This is a genomic window from Schumannella sp. GW821-FHT10F01, assembly GCF_058809295.1.
On the sequence record NZ_JBXASM010000014.1, the window covers coordinates 60,799 to 80,611 of the forward strand.

Here is a 19,813-nt window from a genome sequence, read left to right on the forward strand (position 1 = left end):
TTCCCGGAGGCGGGTCGGCGCGCGGCGCGGACCGGCTCCGGTCGCGGGCGCTCCTGCCAGAATGGCGGGCATGAGCGATCGCACCACCGACCCCCGTCTCGCCGTCGTCGTCCTCGCCGCCGGGCAGGGCACGCGGATGAGGTCGTCGAAGGCGAAGGTGCTGCACACGATCGCGGGCGTCCCGCTGCTCGGCCACGTGCTCGCCACCGCGCGCGAGCTGGCGCCGGCGCACGTGCTCACCGTGGTCCGCCATCAACGCGACGCGGTCGCGGCCGCCGTCGACGAGTACCTGCCCGACGCGATCGTCGTCGACCAGGACGAGGTCCCCGGCACCGGCCGCGCCGTCGAGCAGGCCGTCGCCGCGCTGCCCGCCGACTTCGACGGGGAGGTCGTGGTCGTCTCCGGCGACGTGCCCCTGCTCGACGCCGGCACCCTCGCGCGGCTGCTCGAGGCGCACCGCGCCGCCGCGGCCGGCGCCACCCTGCTCAGCGCGGTGCTCGACGACCCGGCCGGCTACGGCCGCATCGTGCGCGACGCCGGCGGCGGCGTCACCGCGATCGTCGAGCACAAGGATGCCGACGAGGCCGTGCTCGCGATCGCCGAGATCAACTCCGGCACCTACGTGTTCTCCGCGGCGGCGCTGCGCGAGACGCTCCCGCGCGTCGGCGTGCAGAACGCGCAGGGCGAGAAGTACCTCACCGACGTGGTGGCCCTGCTGCGCGCGGCCGGCTCGCCGATCGCCGCGCTCTCGGCCGCCGAGCCGTGGATCGTCGCCGGCGTGAACGACCGCGTCCAGCTCTCCGAGCAGGCCGCCCGGCTCAACGCCATGATCGTGCGCGGCTGGCAGCTCGCCGGCGTGACCGTGCACGACCCCGCGACGACGTGGATCGACCTCGCCGCGACCCTCGCGGAGGACGTCGAGCTGCTGCCGAACACCCGCATCGCCGGCGCGACCCGCGTCGATCGCCAGGCCGTGATCGGCCCCGACACCACCCTCGTCGACTGCGAGGTGGGGGAGGGCGCGAGCATCGTGCGCGCGGATGCCACCCTCGCCGTCATCTCCGCCTACGCCACGGTCGGCCCGTTCGCCTATCTGCGTCCTGGCACGGAGCTCGGCGGCGGCGGCAAGATCGGCACGTTCGTCGAGACGAAGAACGCGAAGATCGGCCGCGGCTCGAAGGTGCCGCACCTCAGCTACATCGGCGACACCGAGATCGGCGAGGGCACGAACATCGGCGCCGGCGGCATCACGGCCAACTACGACGACATCGCGAAGCACCGCACGACGATCGGCTCGCACGTGCACACCGGTGCGCACAACGTGTTCGTGGCCCCGGTGACGCTCGGCGACGGCGCGAAGGTCGGCGCCGGCGCCGTCATCCGCAAGGACGTGCCCGCCGGCGCGCTCGCGATCACGGTCGCCCCGCAGCGCAACCGCGAGGGCTGGACCGCGGAGAAGCGGGCCGGCACCGAGGCGGCGGCCGCCGCCGCGGCGGCATCCGGTGCGTCGACCGCTCCGTCGCCGCTCGATGGCGACGCGGACGGCCCGGACGCATCCGCCGCGACCGACTAGTCTGGAGTTCCGAGTCTCGACGGCGGAAGGCAGGACGTGGCGGCCATCAAGATCACCGGTGAGAAGAGGCTCGTGCTCGTCACGGGCCGCGCGCATCCCGAGCTGGCGGAGAGCATCGCCACCGAGCTCGGATCGGAGCTGGTGGGGGCCGATACGCGATCCTTCGCGAGCGGCGAGATCTACGCCCGCTTCGAGGAGAGCGTCCGCGGCGCCGACATGTTCGTGCTGCAGTCGCACACCGCGCCGATCAACGAGTGGCTCATGGAGCAGCTCATCATGGTCGACGCCGCGAAGCGCGCGAGCGCGAAGCGCATCACCGTCGTCGCGCCGTACTACCCGTACTCGCGGCAGGACAAGAAGGGCCGCGGCCGCGAGCCGATCTCGGCCCGCCTCGTCGCCGACCTGTTCAAGGCCGCCGGCGCCGACCGCATCATGAGCGTCGACCTGCACGCGGCGCAGATCCAGGGCTTCTTCGACGGGCCGGTCGACCACCTGTTCGCGATGCCCGTGCTGCTCGAGCACTTCAAGAAGATCCTCGACCCGTCGACCCTCACCGTCGTCAGCCCGGACATGGGCCGCGTGCGCGTCGCCGACGTCTGGAGCGACAAGCTCGGCGCCCCGCTCGCGATCATCCACAAGCGCCGCGATCCGAAGGTCATGAACCAGGTCTCGGTGCACGAGATCGTCGGCGATGTGAAGGGCCGCGTGTGCCTGCTCGTCGACGACATGATCGACTCGGGCCGCACCATCGTGAAGGCCGCCGAGGCGCTCAAGGCGCAGGGCGCCGTCGGCGTCGTCGTCGCGGCGACGCACGCGGTGTTCTCAGACCCGGCCGTCGAGATCCTGCAGAACGAGGCGATCGACCAGGTCGTGGTCACCGACACCCTGCCGGTGCCGGCCGAGAAGCGCTGGGACCGCCTGACGGTGCTCTCGATCGCGCCGCTCATCGCCAGGGCGATCCACGAGGTGTTCGACGACGGGTCGGTCACCTCGATGTTCGACGGCGCCGCCTGACCCCGGTCGTAATTCTTTCGGATGATTGCCGCGCGGTCTCTCGACTCGTCGCCGATATCAGTCGGCGATCCGGAGACGACGCGGCAGAAGATGGCCGTCGGCGCCCCGCGCCACCGCCGCCCCGACGGCGCGCTGTCGCCGCGCTGGCGCATCGGTGGCGGGCGGATGGCGGCCTCCTGTCGGGCGCCTGTCGTGGTCGCGTCGGCGGCCGGTTCGTAGCGTCGACGGCATGAACGAGACACGGATCAGCGAGCTCCGCCGCGAGCGGGGATGGACCCAGGAGCGGCTCGCCGCGGAGACCGGCATCGCCGTCCGCACCATCCAGCGGCTCGAGGCCGGCAGCGATGCCAGCCTCGACACCCTGTCGCGCATCGCCCGGGCGCTCGAGGTGCCGGTGCGCGATCTGTTCGGCGAGGAGCCGGCGGCGCTGGCCCCCGAGGTGCGCGGCCACGACGAGCGCGCGGAGGCCCAGCAGGACCGCCGCGACGCCGAGACCCGCGCCTGGCGCTGGGCCTACGTCGCGGTCGGACTGGCGGTCACGTTCACCATGATCGTGCTCACCGGCACGCGGGCAGTGCCCGGTCCGGTGTTCCTCGTCGTGCCGGCGTACTGGGCGATCGGCGCGGTCGGGTCGCGGTTCCTGCTCCAGATCGTGATCGAGCCGTGGCTCGACCGGCGGTATCCGCTGTCCGTGCCGATGTCGACCGCACGGGCGCGCGAGCGCCGCACCGGCCGCAGCGCCTGAGTCCGCGCCCGCGGCGCTCAGCCGTACGGGATGACGCCGACGGCGCCGATCGGGCGCTCGCGCCCGCCGTACTCGACCGCCGAGCAGTACCACTGGGGTCCGCTCGAGCCGAACCAGTCGAACGCCGCGACGGCGCCGACGGCGCCGGAGTCGACGCGGTTCACGAGCGCGACGCACGCAGAGGCGGCGGATCGGCCCGCGACCGCCCAGGTGCCGAGGATGGCGGGCAGGATGAGCGCGGCGACGGCCACGAGCACGACGATGCGCATTACGCGCTTCATCCGGCGTCGGTGGGGCATGCCCTCGGTCGGCACGTAGCCGACCAGCTCCGGGTGCTCCTCGTACGTCACGCGCACAGTGTCGCACGGGAGCTTCCGCGGATGGCTGAGCCTGTCGAAGCCCGCCCGCTCGGGCGACGCTGCGCGGCCGTTCGACAGGCTCAGGGATCCGAGCAGGGTGGGCCCTTCGACAGGCTCAGGGATCCGGAGGCAGCTCAGCCGAGGCGGAAGGTCGCGCGCGGGATGTCGTCCACCAGCCGGCCGGCGATCGTGCGCGCGTCGTCCTCGTCGATCCGGTGCGTCGCGACCAGCCCGGCGAGCCAGTTCGCGTCGGCGCGGCGCGACATGTCGTGCCGGGCGGGGATGCTGCAGAACGCGCGGGTGTCGTCGATGAACCCGCTCGTCTTCGCGACGCCCGCGCTGTCGGTGATCGCGGCGCGGTAGCGGGCGATGCCGTCGGGCGAGTCGAGGAACCACCACGGCGCGCCCGCGTAGACGCTCGGGTAGAAGCCGGCGAGCGGCGCGATCTCCCGCGAGAACACCGTCTCGTCGACCGTGAACAGCACGAGGCGGAACGTCTCCGACGTGCCGAAGCGCTCGAGGATCGGCCGCAGCGGCCGCGTGTAGGCGCCGACGTCGGGCAGGTCGTGCCCGGTGTCCGGACCGTAGGCGTCGAACGTCGGCGTGTGGTGGTTGCGGATGACGCCCGGATGCAGCTGCATGACGAGCCCGTCGTCGGCCGCCATCTCGGCGAGCCGGAACAGCATGTCGCGGCGGTAGGCGACGGCCTCCGCCGCGGTGACCTCGCCGGCCAGCGCGGCGGCGTGGATGCGCTCCGCGTCGGCTTCCGACAGCGGCTCGGAGCCGGCGTCGATCACGCCGGTGTCGGTCGCCGTGCCGCCCGCGGCCGCGAACGCCGCCCGGCGGGACCGGAGCGCCGCGAGCAGCCCGGCGCGCGTGCCCGTGTCGACGCCGGCGACCTCGCCGAGCCGGGCCAGCCGCCCGGCCCACTCGAGGTCATCGGGCTGCATGTACTTGTCGGCGCGGAACGTCGGCAGCACCCGTCCCGTGAAGCTCGCGTCGGCGGCGAGCGCGTGGTGCGCGGCGAGGTCGTCGGCCGGGTCGTCCGTTGTCGCGAGCACCGCGATGCGGAAGCGGTCGAACAGCGCGCGCGGCCGGAAGGCCGGCTGCGCGATCGCCTCCGCGATCCGGTCGTACGATGCGTCGGCGGTCGCCGCGGAGAGCTGCTCCTCGACGCCGAACAGCTCGGCGAGCTCCTGCTCCAGCCAGTACCGCATCGGCGTGCCGAGGAACACGTTCCAGTGCGTGCAGAGCTCACGCCAGACGTCGCGGCCGGCCGCGGTCGCGCCGCCGCCGTCGCGCCGGCGCAGGCCGAGCCGCTCGAGCGACACGCCGACCGAGTGCAGCAGGCGCGTGACGTAGTGGTCGGGCGTGATGAGCAGCGCCGCCGGGTCGGGGAACGGCGCATCCTCGAGCAGCGTCCGCGCGTCGACGTGCCCGTGCGGCGAGTAGATCGGAGCGTCGGCGACGCCGTCGTAGAGCGACCTGGCCAGCGCGCGGACCCCCGGGTCGGGGGAGAGCAGGCGGTCGGGGTGCGGGGCGAGTCGCGTCATCGCGGATCCTTCGCGGTCGGAGCGGTCGGGGCGGTCATGCCGGCGGCATGGTCATGGGGAGGTGCGGTCATGCGGTCGTCCCGGCCGGCGCGCTCGTGCCCGGACGCCCGCTGCCGAATCCCCGGCCAGGAGCGGACTCCGGCACGGCGCCCGTCGACTCGCGGATCGTGAGGTGCGTCGGCAGGGTGACCGCGCGCCGCGGCACCCCGCCGGCGTCGCCGAGCCGGCCGAGCAGCATCGCGACCGCGGCCTCGCCGGCCTGCTCGATCGGCTGCGTCAGCGTGGTGAGCGGCGGCGCGCAGAAGTCGGCGCCGAAGATGTCGTCGCAGCCCACGATGCTGAGGTCATCGGGCACCCGCACGCCGCGCTCGCGGAACCGCGCGAGCATCCCGATCGCGAGCATGTCGTTGAACGCGATGCAGGCGGTCACGTCGGTGGTGAGCACGCCGTCCGCGGCCGCGGCGCCCGCGGTCGTCTTCGGCGGGAACGGCCCGAGCCGCACCGGATGGATGCCGAAGCCGGCCGCCGAGCGGGCGAGCGCCCGCCAGCGCGCGGCGTTCGTCCACGACGTGTCCGGTCCCGCGGCGTAGGCGATCCGCCGGTGTCCGAGCGAGACGAGGTGCGCGAGGGCCTGCTCGATGCCGGTCGGGGTGTCGATGAAGACGCTCGGCACGCCCCGCGTCTGCCGGTTGACGGCGACGATCGGGATTCGGCTGGAGAGGTCGATGAGCCGGCGGTCGGAGAGCCGCGAGGCCGCGATGATCGCGCCGTCGTAGCTCGAGCGCAGCCGCTGCAGCATGGCGTCCTCGAGCTCGTCCGACTCCTCGGTGTCGACGAGGATCTGCGAGTACCCGGCCGCCTTGAGCCGCCGCTGCGTTCCGCGGATGAGCCCGAAGTAGAACGGGTTCGTGACGTCGGACACGAGCACGGCGATCGCCCCGGTCCGTCCCGACAGGAGGGCGCGCGCCTGGGGGTTCGGGGCGTAGTCGAGGTCGCGGGCGACCTGCTGGATCCGCTCGCGCGTCGCCGCGTTGACCCGCCCCGGATTCGAGAGCGCGCGGGACACCGTCGACGTCGCGACGCCGCTCGCGGCGGCGATGTCGGCGAGCGTCGCGGGTCGCTGCGGTGCGTCCTCGCGGGGAGACATGGCGTCAGGCAACCACAGGATGGCAAAAGATGGCAAACGATTGCCGCGTGTTGCCGGGCGTGCCTATCGTCGGCGCCAGCCGCGGATTCGGCGCGGCCATCGCACTCGAAGGAGAGTCGAATGAGACGACGTACCGCGCTGCTCGCCGGCGCCGCAGCCCTCGGGCTGGTCCTGGCCGGATGCTCCGGCACCGCCTCGTCGGGCGACACCGCCAGCGGGTCGGCGGTCGACGGCACCGGCAAGACGATCAACGTCTTCATCGGGGCCAACACGAGCTTCCCGACGCAGCAGAAGGAGTGGTTCTCCACCATCTCCGCCGACTTCAAGAAGAAGACCGGCGCCACCGTGCAGTTCGAGACGTTCGCCAGCGCGAACGACGAGCTCACGAAGATCCAGACCTCGGTCGTCTCCGGCACCGGCCCCGACGTGTACACGCTCGGCACGACGTTCACGCCGACCGCCTACGCGACCGGCGCGTTCCAGAAGCTCGACGACGCCACCTGGAAGAAGGTCGGCGGCCGCGACCGGTTCGTGCCCGCGACGCTCGGCCTCTCCGGTCCCGACCAGAAGGACCAGGTCGGCATCCCGTTCGCCAGCCGCCCGTTCGTGATGGCCTACAACCCGGATCTGCTGAAGGCGGCCGGCATCGACAAGCCGGCGACCACGTGGGACGAGCTGACCGACCAGGCGAAGGAGCTCACCACCGGCGACCAGTACGGCCTCGCCGTCGCCTACGCCGACAGCTTCGACCCCTGGAAGTTCATCTGGGCGATGTCGATCCAGAACGGCAACCCGCTCGTCGACGGCAAGAAGGCCGACCTCGACGACCCGGTCGTGAAGAAGGCCTACGAGACCTACTTCGACTGGGTGACAAAGGACGGCGTCGTCGACCCGGCCGCCACCGGCTGGAAGAACCCGCAGGCCGTCGCCGCGTTCGCCGCGGGCAAGGCCGCCTACCTGCCGATGGTGTCGTCCGGCGCGCAGGTGACGCTGGACCAGTCCGGTGTGAAGGACGTCTACCAGTTCGCCGTCATGCCGACCGTGCCGCCGGGGGAGACGAAGACCCCGTCGGATGGCAAGCCGGCCGCGTCGATCATCTCGGGCGACAACATCGTCGTCGCGCAGTACTCGAAGAACAAGGAGCTCGCGCTCGCCCTCGTCGAGATGCTGACCGACAAGCAGCACCAGGTGCTGTACACGAAGACGTTCGGCGACCTGCCCACGAACGCGGCGGCCGCGAAGCAGATCGAGGACGGCAACGACAAGCTCGCGCCGATCCTCGACGCCGGCTCGAAGTCCGTCGGCACGCCGTTCACCGGGGCGTGGGGTGAGATCCAGCTCGCGCTGGTCAACGTCGTGGTGCAGGCGATCCCCGACCTCTCGAACGGATCCGTCTCGGCCTCGTCGCTGTCCACCGCGCTGAAGGCCGCGCAGCAGACGGCCCAGGCGGCACTGGACAAGGTGAAGTAGTGACCGCCGGCACGGCCGGCGCCCGGACCCCCGGGCGCCGGCGGCGCACGGTCGCCCAGCGGAACCGACCGCTCTGGATGCTGATCCCGGGCGGGCTGCTGATGACGATCGTCATCGTCATCCCGCTGATCGTCGGCGTCGTCATCTCCCTGCTCGACCTCGACCAGTACACGCTCCGCGCCTGGCTCTCGGCGCCGTTCATCGGCATCGGCAACTTCGTCGAGGCCCTGACCTCGTCGACGTACCTCCGCTCGATCGGCATCAGCGTCTCAGTGGCGCTGCTCGTCGTCGCGATCACCGTGCCGGTCGGCACGGCGGCCGCCCTGGCCACCCAGAACGCGTTCCGCGGCCGCGGGCTCGTGCGCTCGATCTACCTCGTGCCGTACGTGCTGCCCGCGTTCGTGGTCGGCACCCTGTGGCGCTCGTTCCTGCAGCCGCGGGGCGCGGTCGACCAGTTCCTCGGGCTGTTCGGCGCCCATCCGGGGCTCTGGCTCAACGGACCGCAGAGCTACTGGACGCTGATCATCGTGCAGTGCTGGGCGTCGTGGCCCTTCATCTACCTGCTCGTGCTGGCCGGCCTCCAGGCGGTCGACCACGAGGTGCACGAGGCCTCCGCCCTCGACGGCGCCGGCTGGTGGACGAAGCTCAAGGATGTCGTGTTCCCGTACCTGCGGGGCCCGATGGCGCTCGCCGTGATCCTCGCGTTCCTGCACAACTTCAACAACTTCACGCTGCCGTTCGTGCTGTTCGGCCTGCCGGCGCCCCGCGACGTCGAGGTGCTGCCCGTGCTGACGTACATGACCAGCTTCACGAGCTTCCGGTTCGGACTCAGCGCCGCGATGGCGCTCGGGTCGGTCGTGATCCTCGCGATCCCGCTCATCGTCTACCTCCGCGTCGTGAAGCTCGACACCGGCGACGAGGGGGCGAAGCGATGAAGGCGGCCGAGATCACGCGGCTGCTGCCGCGTCCACTGCTCATCGCGGTCAACGCGGTGCTGCTCGTCGTGGTGCTCGTGCCGCTGCTGTACATGCTGTTCGCGTCGGTGAACTCCGACGTGTCGGTGGCCGACGGCGCGTTCTTCCCGACCGAGTTCCACCCGGACAACTACCTCAAGGTCTGGACGACGGTCGACCTGGCCGGGGGACTCGGCAACTCGGTGCTGGTCTGCGCGCTGGTGGCGGTGGTCTCCGCCTTCATCGCGGTGGCGACGGCGTACGTGCTCGTGCGCTATCCGTTCAAGGGCCGCCTCGGGGTGCTGCGCGGGCTGCTCGCGCTGCAGAGCATCCCCGGCACCGTGATGCTGCTGCCGGTCTTCGTGCTGTTCTCGAGCATCGCGGCGATCAGCGGCGTGCAGATCATCGGCACCCGCGGCGGGCTGTTCATCACGTACCTGACCTTCGCGCTGCCGTTCGCGACCTGGGTGATGGTGACCTACATCCGCGGCCTGCCGAAGGAGCTCGAGGAGGCCGCCCGCATCGACGGCGCCTCGTCGTGGCGCATCCTGACCCGGGTGATCCTGCCGCTGAGCTGGCCGGGCATCGTGGTGGCGGCGATCTTCTCGTTCCTGCTCGGCTGGAACGACGTGCTGTTCGCGACGATCATGACCGCGCCCGACTCGCGCACCGCCGCGGTGGTGCTGCAGCTGTTCGGCTCGCAGATCGAGGGCGGCGCACTGCCGACGTACGGCCAGCTCATGGCCGCCTCGCTCATCTGCGCCGCGCCGGTGGTGACGCTGTACCTGGTGTTCCAGCGCTGGCTGGTCGGCGGGCTCACCACGGGCGGCGTGAAGTGACGAGACTGGTATCCGACATCAGAAGGAGAGGATGATCGCGGTGGCGACGACCACATGGACCCTGTCGGGGTTCGGCGACGAGATCGACGAGGACCCGGTGGTGCAGGCCTCGGTGCTGCAGGCACTGGGTGCGCGGCACATCGAGGTGCGCAGCGCCTGGGGGGTGAACATCGCCGAGCTCGACCCCGATCGGCTGTCGGCGCTCGCCGGCGTCTTCGCGGAGCGCGGCATCGGCGTCTCGGCGATCGGCTCGCCGATCGGAAAGGTCGACGTGGCCCTGCCGGTCGAGCACGAGGTCGGACGGCTCGCCACGGTGATCCGCGCGGCGCAGGTGCTCGGCACCCGCTACATCCGCATCTTCTCGTTCTTCCGGGGCGAGGGCGTGCCGGTGGAGGAGACGCGGGACGGCGTGCTGGAGCGGATGCGCGCGCTCGCCGACCTGGCGGAGCGCGAGGGCGTCATCCTGCTGCACGAGAACGAGAAGGAGATCTACGGCGACGTGCCCTCGCGGGTGCTCGACCTCGTGGAGTCGGTCGGCTCGGACGCGCTGCGGCTCGCGTGGGACAGCGCGAACTTCGTGCAGTGCGGCGTGAAGCCCTTCACCGAGGGCTACGCGTCGCTGCGGCCGCACCTCGAGTACCTCCAGGTGAAGGACGCGGTGGCGGAGTCCGGCGCGGTCACGCCCGCGGGCGAAGGCGACGGCGAGGTGCTCGAGACCCTGACCGCGCTGCGCGACGACGGCTACACGGGCTTCGCCTCCCTCGAGCCGCACCTGGCGACGGCGGGGGCCCTCGGGGGCTTCTCCGGACCGGAGGCGTTCGGGCGGGCCGCCCGAGCCTTCCGGGGACTGACGGATTCGATCGGAGTGGAGCTGGCATGACGGACGGCACGGGACAGGACGGCGCGGTGCACGACGGCGCGCAGATCGGGGCCGCGATCGTCGGCTGCGGCATCATCGGACGCACCCACGCGGAGGCGGTCGTCGCGACCCCCGGCGTGCGGGTAGTGGCGGTGGTCGACGCGATCCCCGCGGCGGCGACCGCGCTGGCCGACTCGCTCGCGTCGTCGGGGGAGGTGCGACCCGGGGAGTTCACCTCGCTCGAGGACGCGATCGCCGCGGGCGGCGTCGACCTCGTGATCATCGGCACGCCGAGCGGGCTGCACGTCAGCCTCGCCGAGACGGCGATCCACGCCGGCAAGCACGTCGTGATCGAGAAGCCGCTCGACGTGCAGATGGATCGCGGCCGCCGGCTCGCCGAGCTCGCGCACGAGGCCGAGGCGGCCGGGCAGGTCGTCTCGGTGATCAGCCAGCACCGCTTCGACCCGGCGTCGCTCGCGGTCGCGAAAGCGGCGCACGGCGGCGGCTTCGGCCGCGTCACGAGCGGCGTGGCCTCCGTGCCGTGGTGGCGATCGCAGGACTACTACGACTCCGGCCAGTGGCGCGGCACCTGGGAGCTCGACGGCGGCGGCGCCGTCATGAACCAGGGCGTGCACACCGTCGACCTGCTCGTCTGGTTCCTCGGCCGCCCGGTCGAGGTCTCGGCACGCACGGCCCGCCTCGCACACGAGCGGATCGAGGTGGAGGACGTGGCCGTCGCGACGATCGCGTTCGAGTCCGGCGCGCTCGCGGTCGTGCACGCCACGACCGCGGCCTACCCCGGCGGCGGCGTGCGCATCAGCGTCTACGGCTCACGCGGCCAGGCGGTCATCGAGGACGACCTGCTCATCTCGTTCTCCTCCGACCCCGAGGGCCCGGACACCCCCGGACCCGGCTCGGCCGACCAGGCGGTCGCCGGCGCGGCCGAGGTCACCGCGGGCGCCGACCCGATGCCGGCCGGCTTCGGCAACGGCCACATCCGCCAGTACGCCGACATCGTCGAGGCCATCCGCACCGGGCGACCGCCCGGCGTCCGCGTCGACGACGCGCTGCTCGCGCTCGCCGTCGTGCGCTCCGTGTACCTGTCCGCGACCCTCGGCCGGCCCGTGCTGGTCGACGAGGTGCTCAGCGGCGAGCTCGACGACTCCCAGGTGGAGGGACCCCGATGAAGCTGTCCGTGTTCACCGCGTCCACGCCCGACTGGAGCCCGGAGGAGGCGGCGACGACGCTCGCCGCCCAGGGCTGGGACGGCGTCGAGTGGCGCATCGTCGACCAGCAGGAGGCGGAGCCGCCCGGCTTCTGGGCGGGCAACCGAGCCACCTGGCCGCTCACCGGCATGGAGGAGCGGCTGCCGGAGCTGACGCGCATCACCCGCGAGGCCGGACTCGAGATCTCGGGACTCGGCGGGTACGCCCAGGCCTCCGACCACGAGAACGCCGACCGGATGCTCCGCGCCGCCGCCGAGACCGGCGCCGGCCGGGTGCGGCTCACCATGCCGCGCCAGGACTCCGGGGTGCCGCGCGAGCTCGTGGCCCGCACCCGCGACGACCTGGCGCGCGCCGCCGAGGTCGCGGCGGGGCTCGGCGTCACGGCGCTCGTCGAGCTGCACCATGAGACGATCTCGCCGTCCGCCTCCGCGGCGCTGCGGCTGATCGACGGGCTCGACCCGGCCGCGGTCGGCGTCATCCACGACCTCGGCAACCTGCTCATCGAGGGCTGGGAGAGCACGGCGTTCGGCATCGACCTGCTCGGCCCGTACCTCGCCCACGTGCACGTGAAGAACGCGCGCTGGGTCGTGGACGGTCCCGGCGACTCGGCCGGCGGCATCCGCTGGCGCAACGAGTGGGCGACGCTGCGGGAGGGGCAGGGCGACGTGCTCGCGTACCTCCGGGCGCTCGTCGAGTCGGGCTACGACCGCTGGATCACGCTGGAGGACTTCTCGACCGAGCTGCCGCTCGCCGAGCGGACCGCCGACGACTACGCCTACCTCACCGCGGTGCTCGCGGAGGCCGGCGGCGTGCGCTCGTGACCTCGATCGCGGCCCTGCGCACCCGCCGGGCGCCGGCGCGCATCGTGCACCTCGGCCTCGGCGCGTTCGCGCGCGCCCACCAGGCCTGGTACACGGATCGCGCGCCGGACGCCGACGGCTGGGGCATCGCCGGATTCACCGGCCGCTCGCCGGCGGCCGCGGGGACCCTGGCGGCGCAGGACTGCGTCTACTCGCTGGTGGAGCGCGGGGCGTCGGACACGGCGTCCGTCGTGCAGTCGATCGTGTCGGCGGGATCGGGATCGGATGCCGCGGCGCTCGCCGCCGCGGTCGCCGACCCCGCCGTCGCGATCGTCACGATCACGATCACCGAACCCGGCTATGCGGCGGGCTCCGCCGTGCTCGACCGGCTCGCGGCGGCGCTCGACGCCCGCCGCGCTGCCGATGCGGGCGCCATCGCGCTCGTCTCGTGCGACAACCTGCCGGGCAACGGCGCGATCCTCCGCGAGCGGCTGCTCGCGGCCGCGGCGTCGCGACCGGGGCTGGCGGACTGGCTCGGCGAGTCCGCGTCGTTCGTGTCGACGGTCGTCGACCGCATCACGCCGGCGACGACCGACGACGACCTCGCGGTCGCCTCCCGCCTCATCGGCGCGGACGACGTCGCGGCCGTCGTGTCGGAGCCGTTCGCCTCGTGGACGCTCGCGGGAGAGTTCCCCGGCGGTCGGCCCGACTGGGGCGCGCTCGGCGCCGAGTTCGCCGACGAGATCGAGCCGGCCGAGCGTCGCAAGCTCTGGCTGCTCAACGCGGCGCACAGCCTCCTCGCCTACCGCGGGCTCGAGGTCGGCGTCGCGACCGTCGCCGAGGGGATGGCCGACGAGCGCCTCGCCGCCGAGGTGGAGGTGCTCTGGGACGAGGCCGGATCGGTGCTGCCGTTCGACGACGCCGTGCTCGACCGGGCGCGGGCCGACCTCCGCGACCGGTTCGCGAACGCCCGCATCGAGCACCGGCTCGCGCAGATCGCGAAGGACGGCTCGCACAAGATCGCCCCGCGCGTGCTCGATCCGCTCCGCGACCGGCTCGAGGCCGGACTCGCGCCGGGCGACGCGCAGGCATCCGTCGTCGCCGCGTGGGTTCGCCACGTGGTCGCCGGCCGCGCCGACGACGACCCGGGCGCCGCCGCCCTGCATCCGGGACTGGACGGCCGCCCCGCGGCCGAGCAGGCTCGGAGCGTGCTCACCGCGCTCGCCCCCGACCTCGCCGAGCACCGCGTCGTCGTCGACGCGGTCGCCGACCACCTCTGACACCGACCCGCCCGCCCCGGACGGCTGAGCCTGTCGAAGCCTCCGACCCGACCGACCGAAGGAGCTCGCTCATGATCATCGACACCGCCGAGGTGGTCGTCACCAGCCCGGACCGCAACTTCGTCACGCTCCGCCTGACGACCGACGAGGGCCATGTCGGGCTCGGCGACGCGACCCTCAACGGCCGCGAGCTCGCGGTCGTGTCGTACCTCAAGGACCACGTGGTGCCGCTGCTGCTGGGCAAGGACGCCTCGCGCATCGAGGACACCTGGCAGTTCCTGTACCGGTCGGCGTACTGGCGCCGCGGTCCGGTGACGATGGCCGCCATCGCCGCGGTCGACATGGCGCTGTGGGACATCAAGGGCAAGGCGGCCGGGATGCCGCTGTACCAGCTGCTCGGCGGCGCCTCCCGCCGCGGGCTGCTCGCCTACGGCCACGCGTCCGGCGCCGACCTGCCGTCGCTGTTCGACAGCGTGCGCGAGCACCAGGAGCAGGGCTTCCGCGCCATCCGCATCCAGTCCGGCATCCCGGGCCTGAAGGCGATCTACGGCATCGCCTCGAACGACGCCGAGTCGACCGGCAACAGCAAGGGCCTCCGCTACGACCACGAGCCGGCGCGCCGCGGAGCGCTGCCGTTCGAGGAGGACTGGGACACCCGCGCCTACCTGAACCACCTCCCCGGCGTCTTCGAGGCGGTGCGCAACGAGTTCGGCCCGGACCTCCCGCTGCTGCACGACGGACACCACCGGATGACGCCCATCCAGGCCGCGAAGCTCGGCAAGAGCCTGGAGCCGTACGACCTGTTCTGGCTGGAGGACTGCACGCCGGCCGAGAACCAGGAGGCGCTGAAGCTCGTCCGCCAGCACACGACCACCCCGCTCGCGATCGGCGAGATCTTCAACACGGTGTGGGACTTCAAGGACATCATCCGCGACCAGCTCATCGACTACGTGCGCGGCGCCGTCACGCACATGGGCGGCATCACCGCATTGAAGAAGACGATCGACTACGCCGCGCTGTACCAGATCAAGTCCGGCTTCCACGGGCCGACCGACATCTCACCGGTCGGCATGGCGGCGCAGATGCACCTCGGGCTCGCGATCCACAACTTCGGCATCCAGGAGTACATGCAGCACGGCGCGAAGACCGACGAGGTCTTCCGACAGAGCTTCACCTGGAACGAGGGGCTGCTGCACCCGGGCGACGAGCCGGGGCTGGGCGTGACGCTCGACCTCGACGAGGCGGGGAAGTACCCGTACGAGCAGGCCTACCTGCCGTTCAACCGCCTCGCCGACGGCACCGTCCACGACTGGTGAGCCGCTCCGCTCCGATGGCTGAGTAGCGACGAAGGAGCGTATCGGAGCCCGCCATCCTCACCAGCCGACGACGACCGACCCCGCCTGGTAGGTCGCGACGTCGTTCGCGAACGGCATCGGCTCGAGCTGCTCGGCCGAGACGAGGTGCAGACCGGGAAGCTCGCGGATCAGGGCGCCGATCGCCTCCTGCAGCTCGACCCGCGCCATCTGCTGCCCGACGCAGCCGTGGATGCCGTGGCCGAATGCGACGTGGCCGGCGGCGTCGCGGCGGACATCCAGCACGTCCGGGTGCTCGAAGCGGGCGGGGTCGCGATTCGCGGCGGTGATCGAGACGGACACGGTCTTCCCCGCCGGGATCGCGACGCCCTCCACCTCGACGTCCTCGGTGGGCGTGCGGGTGAACACCGTGACGAACATGGTGCTGTAGCGCAGCAGCTCCTCGAGCGCGCTCGGCAGCAGCTCCGGCTCGGCGCGGAGGCGGGCGAGCTGCTCGGGGTTCTGCAGCAGTGCGACGGTCATGGTCGCGATCATGTAGGCCACGGTGTCGCGGCCCGACATCATCAGCACCATCATGAGGCCCTCGACCTCCTGGCGGCTCAGCTCGCCACGGCTCTCGCCGTCGAGGAGGTCGGAGAGCACGTCCTCACCGCGCTCGTCGCCCGTCGTCGCGATCGCCTCGCGGATGTAGTCCATCCGCTGCTGGGTCGTGGCGGGGCCGACGAACAGCTCGTGGAAGCCGTCGAGCATCGTCGGCGGCAGCCCGAGCACGAGCGCGTGCGCGTCCGCGGAGATCGGCTCGGCGAAGTGCTCGGTGAGGTCGGCGGGCGACCCGGCGGCCGTGAGGCCCTCGAGGTGGCGCCGCACGATCTCGGCGATCGCGGGCCGGCGCTCGCGGGCCGGGCGCACGGCGAAGCGGCGCATCACCGCGCGGCGGAGGCGCGCGTGCTCGTCGCCGTCCTTGCCGAGGATGTTGGTGATGTGCAGCGCGGTCTGCGCGTCGACGTCGAGGTCGCCCTCCGGTCCGTGCACGGCGGAGCTGCCGGGGGTGCGCGACGGCTGCTGGCTGAAGCGGCGGTCGGCGAGCACCTCGCGGGCGAGCGCCCAGTCGGTGACGATGAGTCCGTCGTGGCCGTCCGGGTAGTGCAGCGGGGTCGCCGGACCCTCCGCGCGCCATCGGGCCAGCGACGGCGACGGCCGGGTCGGCGTGCCGTCGACCGGAAGCGTGCGGATGCCGGCGGCGGCATGGGCGGCGTGCATCGCGGCGAGCTGCTCGGCGCTCATGCCGGCGAAGGCCGCGCTGTCGACGGTGTGGTCGACGAGGTGCCCCGGGGCGTGTCCCGTCGCGTGATCCGCGGTGTGATCGAGCGGGCTGGGCATGTCGTGTCTCCTCGGATTCCGGACGGTCGTCAGACGGCGGTGAGCGTCGTCGTGGTCGGAGCGGTCTGCGGCGGCGCCAGCTCGCGCCGCGCGCGGTGGAAGGCGCCGGCGGCGTTCCAGCCGAGCACGCCGACGAGCGCGCCCTCGGACTCGGCACGGACCACGAACGCGTCATCGCCCGGCGTCGCGCCGGCGATGTCGAGCTCCTCGAGGCGGAGCGCGGCGTCGTCGAAGCGCCCGACGGCCGAGATCCGCACCCCGTGCAGGTCGGCCCAGAAGAACGGATGCCCCAGCGCGACGGCATCGCCGCCGAGCATCCGCTGCGCGACGATCTGCGCCTGCTGGATGGCGGGCAGCTGGTGGCCGTGGCGGGCGCCGCGCCCGAGGGAGGGGTCGTGCCAGGCGGCGACGTCGCCGACGGCCCAGATGCCGGGAGCGGCATCGCCGTCGACGCCGGCCGTGACGGCGCCGTCCGCGGCGCAGGACACCGCGCCGTCGGGGTCGAGCGGCAGCCCGGATCCGCGGAGCCAGCCGGTCGAGGGCTCGGCGCCGAGCGCCTCGATCACGAGGTCGGCGGCGAGCGTCTCGCCGGTCGCGAGCCGGACGCCGTCGACGCGGGGCGCGTCCTCGGCTGTCCGGTATCCGGAGACGTCGGTGCGCGCGAGCACCCGGACGCCGTGCCGCGCGTGCAGGCGCTCGAGCCGCGCCGAGACCGGACCGCCGACGGGTCCGATGCGCAGCTCGGACCGCGCGACGAGCGTGGCGTCCGCTCCGCGCGCGGCGGCAGCGCTGGCGAGCTCGGACGCGAGCACGCCGCCGCCGAGGATGACGATCCGCGCGTCTCGGGTGAGCGCCGCGCCGATCGCGCCCGCATCGTCCCGCGTGCGGAGCGCGTGCACGCCCCCGAGACCCAGCCCGTCGGGGCGGCGGACGGCGCGCGACCCGGTTGCGATGACGAGCCGGTCGAACGGGACCGGACCCGTCGTCGTGACGACCTCGCGTCTCGCCAGGTCGAGCGCGAGCGCCCCGGCGTCGGCGCGGACGTCGATGCCGAGCCCGACGAGCTCGCCGGCCGGATGCAGGTCGCCGGCGGCCGGGGCGGCGGCGGAGTCGAGGTGGAGCCCGCCGTCCGACCGATCTGCGGCCGACCCCGCGTCGGCCAGTCCCTCCTTGGACAGCGGCGGCCGCGCGTAGGGCGCGTGCCGCTCGTCGCCGAGCACGAGCAGCTCACCGGCGAACCCCGCGCGGCGCAGCTCGACGGCGGTCGTCACGCCCGCGAGCCCGGCGCCGACGACGACCACGCGGTCGCCCCCGGCCGGGTCGCCGTCCGCCCGGTCGGAACCGGTCACGCGCCCGCGTCCTCGAGGAGGTGGATCGCGCGCGCCGGGCACAGCGAGACCGCGCGCCGGGCATCGGCCTCGAAGCCGGCCGCCGTCTCGTCGAGGAGCGTCACGATGCCGTCGTCGTCCTGGTCGAAGACATCGGGCGCGCTCATCACGCACTGCCCGGCTCCCACGCATGCCGCTCGATCCGCCTCGATGCGCATCGTTCCGCCTCTCCGTCGTCGACGTCGGCCCGTGAGGGCCGTCACCCCGACGCTACGAGCGGGCCGGGTGGCGGGACAGCGAGGCGGCGCTCAGTTCATGGACGTTCCGATCACCGGATCGCCCGTACCGCTCGCGCTCGAGCGTCGAATCGGTCAGGATCGGGTCATGGCGGCATCCGCAGGCGGCAGCGCGACGGCGCCCCCGCGTCCGGTCGCGCCGGTCGTCGTCGGGGCGAACTGGTACCGCTTCGCGCCGGGGGAGCGCATCCGCCACGAGCACGTCGCGAGCGTCTGCCTGCTGCGCGCCGTGCGCGGGCGCGGCGAGATCACGAGCGGCGGCCGCACCCTGACGGTCGAGCCGGGCGCGCTCGTCGTGCTGCCGTGGCTCCACGACGTCGGCTACCGGGCGGACGACCGCGCGCCGTTCCATCTCGGCACGCTCCACCTGGTGCCGTGGCACGACCCGGCGGTGCCGGTCACCCCGCGGGTCGCGTTCCTCGACGAGGACCCGCTGCTGCGCGCGCCGTTCCGCTCGGGCGCCGGCGCGATCGGCCGCGCCGCGGTCGTGCCGGGCGGCACCGGCGAGGGCGGACGGCTCGCCGCGCTCGTCGGCTACGCGCTCGACCGGCTCATCGGGCCGGACGCCGGCGAGCCGGAGCGGCGCGCCCTGGGCGCGCTGCTGCTCGGCGAGCTCACGCGGGTGCCCGATCCCGGCGCGGTCGCGCATCCGCCGGCCCTCGCCGCCATGATCGACCACGTGCTCGAGCACCTGGCGGAGCGGCACTCGGTCGCGGAGGTCGCGGCCGTCGGCGGATGCAGCACGGCGACCGCGCAGCGGCTGTTCGTGCGGCACACCGGCCGAGCGCTGCACGCCTGGATGCAGGAGGAGCGGCTGCGGCGCGCGTCCGAGCTGCTGCGCACGACCGGGCTCGGCGTCGCGGAGATCGCCGCGCGGGTCGGCTACGACGATCCGCTGTACTTCTCGCGGGTGTTCCGCGCGCACGTCGGCGTCGCCCCGAGCCGCTACGCCGCGCAGGTGCTCCGGCCGTAGGGCGCTCCGACCGGCAGCCCCGTGCGTCGGATGCGCTCCGGCACTGCACTCCGTCCGGGATCCTGCGTCTGCTGAGCGTCGCGAGGCGCCCCTGCCCCACGGGCCACAGCCTCCCGGACGGAGTGCAGCCGCGCAGCGGAGCACGGATCGCCGGTGCGCCACCCGCGGCGTACCGTGACCCCATGAGCGTGACCCCATGAGCGAGGATGCCGCGGCCGCCCTGGCCGCCGAGCTGTCCGCGGCCACGGGCGTCGCGCCGGGTGCGGTCGGGTTCGACGGCGCGGCGACGCTGGAGTCCGCATACCCGGTCTCCGATCTCGCCGCCGCGTCGATCGGCGCCGCCGCGCTCGCCGCGGCGCAGCTCGCCCGCGACCTCGGCCACGACGTCGCGGACCCGGTCGTGCACCGCGAGCTCGCGGACACCTGGTTCGGCGGCGCGGGAGGCTTCGTGCGCCCGGTCGACCCGGCCGGCTTCGCGCCCGCCTGGGATGCGATCGCCGGCGACTATCCCGCCGCCGACGGCTGGATCCGGCTTCACACGAACGCGCCGCGGCATCGGGCGGCCGCGCTGCGGGCGCTCGGACTCGCTCCGGATGCCGCCGGCGACCGCGACGCCGTCGCCGTGGCGGTCGCCGGCCGCGACGCCCGCGAGCTCGAGTCCGCCGTCGTGCACGAGGGCGGCGCCGCCGCCGAGCTCCGCACGGC

Annotated in this window: 18 protein-coding genes and 1 pseudogene; 13 read left to right on the forward strand and 6 right to left on the reverse strand. The window is 73.4% G+C overall.

Annotated elements, in window-relative coordinates; translation table 11 throughout:
- Positions 1 to 70: 70 nt before the first annotated feature.
- The 3 genes from glmU to AC1RSJ_RS14640 all read left to right on the forward strand — a co-directional run bounded on the left by glmU (position 71) and on the right by AC1RSJ_RS14640 (position 3,332).
- Entirely contained in the window at positions 71 to 1,573 is a 1,503-nt protein-coding gene (glmU, locus tag AC1RSJ_RS14630) for a bifunctional UDP-N-acetylglucosamine diphosphorylase/glucosamine-1-phosphate N-acetyltransferase GlmU (RefSeq protein ID WP_493119167.1), read from the forward strand.
- A 36-nt stretch (positions 1,574 to 1,609) separates the two neighbouring features.
- Positions 1,610 to 2,587 (forward strand): ribose-phosphate diphosphokinase, encoded by a 978-nt coding sequence (locus AC1RSJ_RS14635; RefSeq protein WP_493119168.1) that lies wholly within the window; start codon positions 1,610 to 1,612, stop codon positions 2,585 to 2,587.
- A 229-nt stretch (positions 2,588 to 2,816) separates the two neighbouring features.
- A complete protein-coding gene (locus tag AC1RSJ_RS14640) occupies positions 2,817 to 3,332 on the forward strand; it encodes a helix-turn-helix domain-containing protein (RefSeq protein ID WP_493119169.1) in 516 nt (171 codons plus the stop codon).
- Positions 3,333 to 3,349: 17 nt separating this feature from the next.
- Here AC1RSJ_RS14640 and AC1RSJ_RS14645 read toward each other — a convergent pair whose 3' ends face one another.
- From AC1RSJ_RS14645 to AC1RSJ_RS14655, 3 genes are all read right to left on the reverse strand, one after another.
- Positions 3,350 to 3,682, reverse strand: coding sequence for a hypothetical protein (locus AC1RSJ_RS14645; protein ID WP_493119171.1), 333 nt, complete (start codon positions 3,680 to 3,682; stop codon positions 3,350 to 3,352).
- A 143-nt stretch (positions 3,683 to 3,825) separates the two neighbouring features.
- The gene (uxaC, locus tag AC1RSJ_RS14650) at positions 3,826 to 5,244 is read right to left on the reverse strand and encodes a glucuronate isomerase (protein WP_493119172.1); all 1,419 of its coding nucleotides are present in this window, start codon (positions 5,242 to 5,244) and stop codon (positions 3,826 to 3,828) included.
- A 67-nt stretch (positions 5,245 to 5,311) separates the two neighbouring features.
- Positions 5,312 to 6,391, reverse strand: coding sequence for a LacI family DNA-binding transcriptional regulator (locus AC1RSJ_RS14655; RefSeq protein ID WP_493119173.1), 1,080 nt, complete (start codon positions 6,389 to 6,391; stop codon positions 5,312 to 5,314).
- 120 nt (positions 6,392 to 6,511) lie between these two features.
- Between AC1RSJ_RS14655 and AC1RSJ_RS14660 the strand changes: the two genes are divergently transcribed.
- The 8 genes from AC1RSJ_RS14660 to manD all read left to right on the forward strand — a co-directional run bounded on the left by AC1RSJ_RS14660 (position 6,512) and on the right by manD (position 15,134).
- Positions 6,512 to 7,861, forward strand: coding sequence for an ABC transporter substrate-binding protein (locus AC1RSJ_RS14660; RefSeq protein WP_493119174.1), 1,350 nt, complete (start codon positions 6,512 to 6,514; stop codon positions 7,859 to 7,861).
- Positions 7,861 to 8,796: a carbohydrate ABC transporter permease gene (locus AC1RSJ_RS14665; protein WP_493119175.1), complete on the forward strand. Its 936-nt coding sequence runs from the start codon at positions 7,861 to 7,863 to the stop codon at positions 8,794 to 8,796. The genes AC1RSJ_RS14660 and AC1RSJ_RS14665 overlap by 1 nt, the downstream gene beginning before the upstream one ends.
- Complete coding sequence (locus AC1RSJ_RS14670; RefSeq protein WP_493119176.1) at positions 8,793 to 9,653, forward strand: carbohydrate ABC transporter permease; 861 nt, start codon at positions 8,793 to 8,795, stop codon at positions 9,651 to 9,653. The genes AC1RSJ_RS14665 and AC1RSJ_RS14670 overlap by 4 nt, the downstream gene beginning before the upstream one ends.
- Positions 9,654 to 9,684: 31 nt before the next feature.
- Positions 9,685 to 10,533, forward strand: coding sequence for a sugar phosphate isomerase/epimerase family protein (locus AC1RSJ_RS14675; protein WP_493119177.1), 849 nt, complete (start codon positions 9,685 to 9,687; stop codon positions 10,531 to 10,533).
- Complete coding sequence (locus tag AC1RSJ_RS14680) at positions 10,530 to 11,699, forward strand: Gfo/Idh/MocA family protein (RefSeq protein WP_493119178.1); 1,170 nt, start codon at positions 10,530 to 10,532, stop codon at positions 11,697 to 11,699. The genes AC1RSJ_RS14675 and AC1RSJ_RS14680 overlap by 4 nt, the downstream gene beginning before the upstream one ends.
- Complete coding sequence (locus tag AC1RSJ_RS14685; RefSeq protein WP_493119179.1) at positions 11,696 to 12,559, forward strand: sugar phosphate isomerase/epimerase family protein; 864 nt, start codon at positions 11,696 to 11,698, stop codon at positions 12,557 to 12,559. Before AC1RSJ_RS14680 ends, AC1RSJ_RS14685 begins: the two co-directional genes overlap by 4 nt.
- A complete protein-coding gene (locus tag AC1RSJ_RS14690; RefSeq protein WP_493119181.1) occupies positions 12,556 to 13,818 on the forward strand; it encodes a mannitol dehydrogenase family protein in 1,263 nt (420 codons plus the stop codon). Before AC1RSJ_RS14685 ends, AC1RSJ_RS14690 begins: the two co-directional genes overlap by 4 nt.
- Before the next feature lie 71 nt (positions 13,819 to 13,889).
- On the forward strand, positions 13,890 to 15,134 hold the full coding sequence (gene manD / locus AC1RSJ_RS14695) for a D-mannonate dehydratase ManD (RefSeq protein ID WP_493119182.1): 1,245 nt from the start codon (positions 13,890 to 13,892) through the stop codon (positions 15,132 to 15,134).
- A gap of 57 nt (positions 15,135 to 15,191) precedes the next feature.
- On the opposite strand, the gene AC1RSJ_RS14700 is transcribed toward manD, so the two are convergent.
- Genes AC1RSJ_RS14700 through AC1RSJ_RS14710 form a run of 3 tightly spaced genes read right to left on the reverse strand, consistent with a single transcriptional unit; the run spans position 15,192 to position 18,057 of the window.
- Positions 15,192 to 16,511, reverse strand: a complete 1,320-nt coding sequence (locus AC1RSJ_RS14700; RefSeq protein ID WP_493119183.1) for a cytochrome P450 — start codon at positions 16,509 to 16,511, stop codon at positions 15,192 to 15,194.
- A 29-nt stretch (positions 16,512 to 16,540) separates the two neighbouring features.
- Entirely contained in the window at positions 16,541 to 17,860 is a 1,320-nt protein-coding gene (locus AC1RSJ_RS14705; protein ID WP_493119184.1) for an NAD(P)/FAD-dependent oxidoreductase, read from the reverse strand.
- Complete coding sequence (locus tag AC1RSJ_RS14710; RefSeq protein ID WP_493119185.1) at positions 17,857 to 18,057, reverse strand: ferredoxin; 201 nt, start codon at positions 18,055 to 18,057, stop codon at positions 17,857 to 17,859. Before AC1RSJ_RS14710 ends, AC1RSJ_RS14705 begins: the two co-directional genes overlap by 4 nt.
- 166 nt (positions 18,058 to 18,223) lie before the next feature.
- Here AC1RSJ_RS14710 and AC1RSJ_RS14715 point away from each other — a divergent pair, with 166 nt between their 5' ends.
- Positions 18,224 to 19,108: a helix-turn-helix domain-containing protein gene (locus AC1RSJ_RS14715; RefSeq protein WP_493119186.1), complete on the forward strand. Its 885-nt coding sequence runs from the start codon at positions 18,224 to 18,226 to the stop codon at positions 19,106 to 19,108.
- Positions 19,109 to 19,304: 196 nt separating this feature from the next.
- Positions 19,305 to 19,813: pseudogene (locus AC1RSJ_RS14720) on the forward strand (hypothetical protein); the annotation flags it as partial.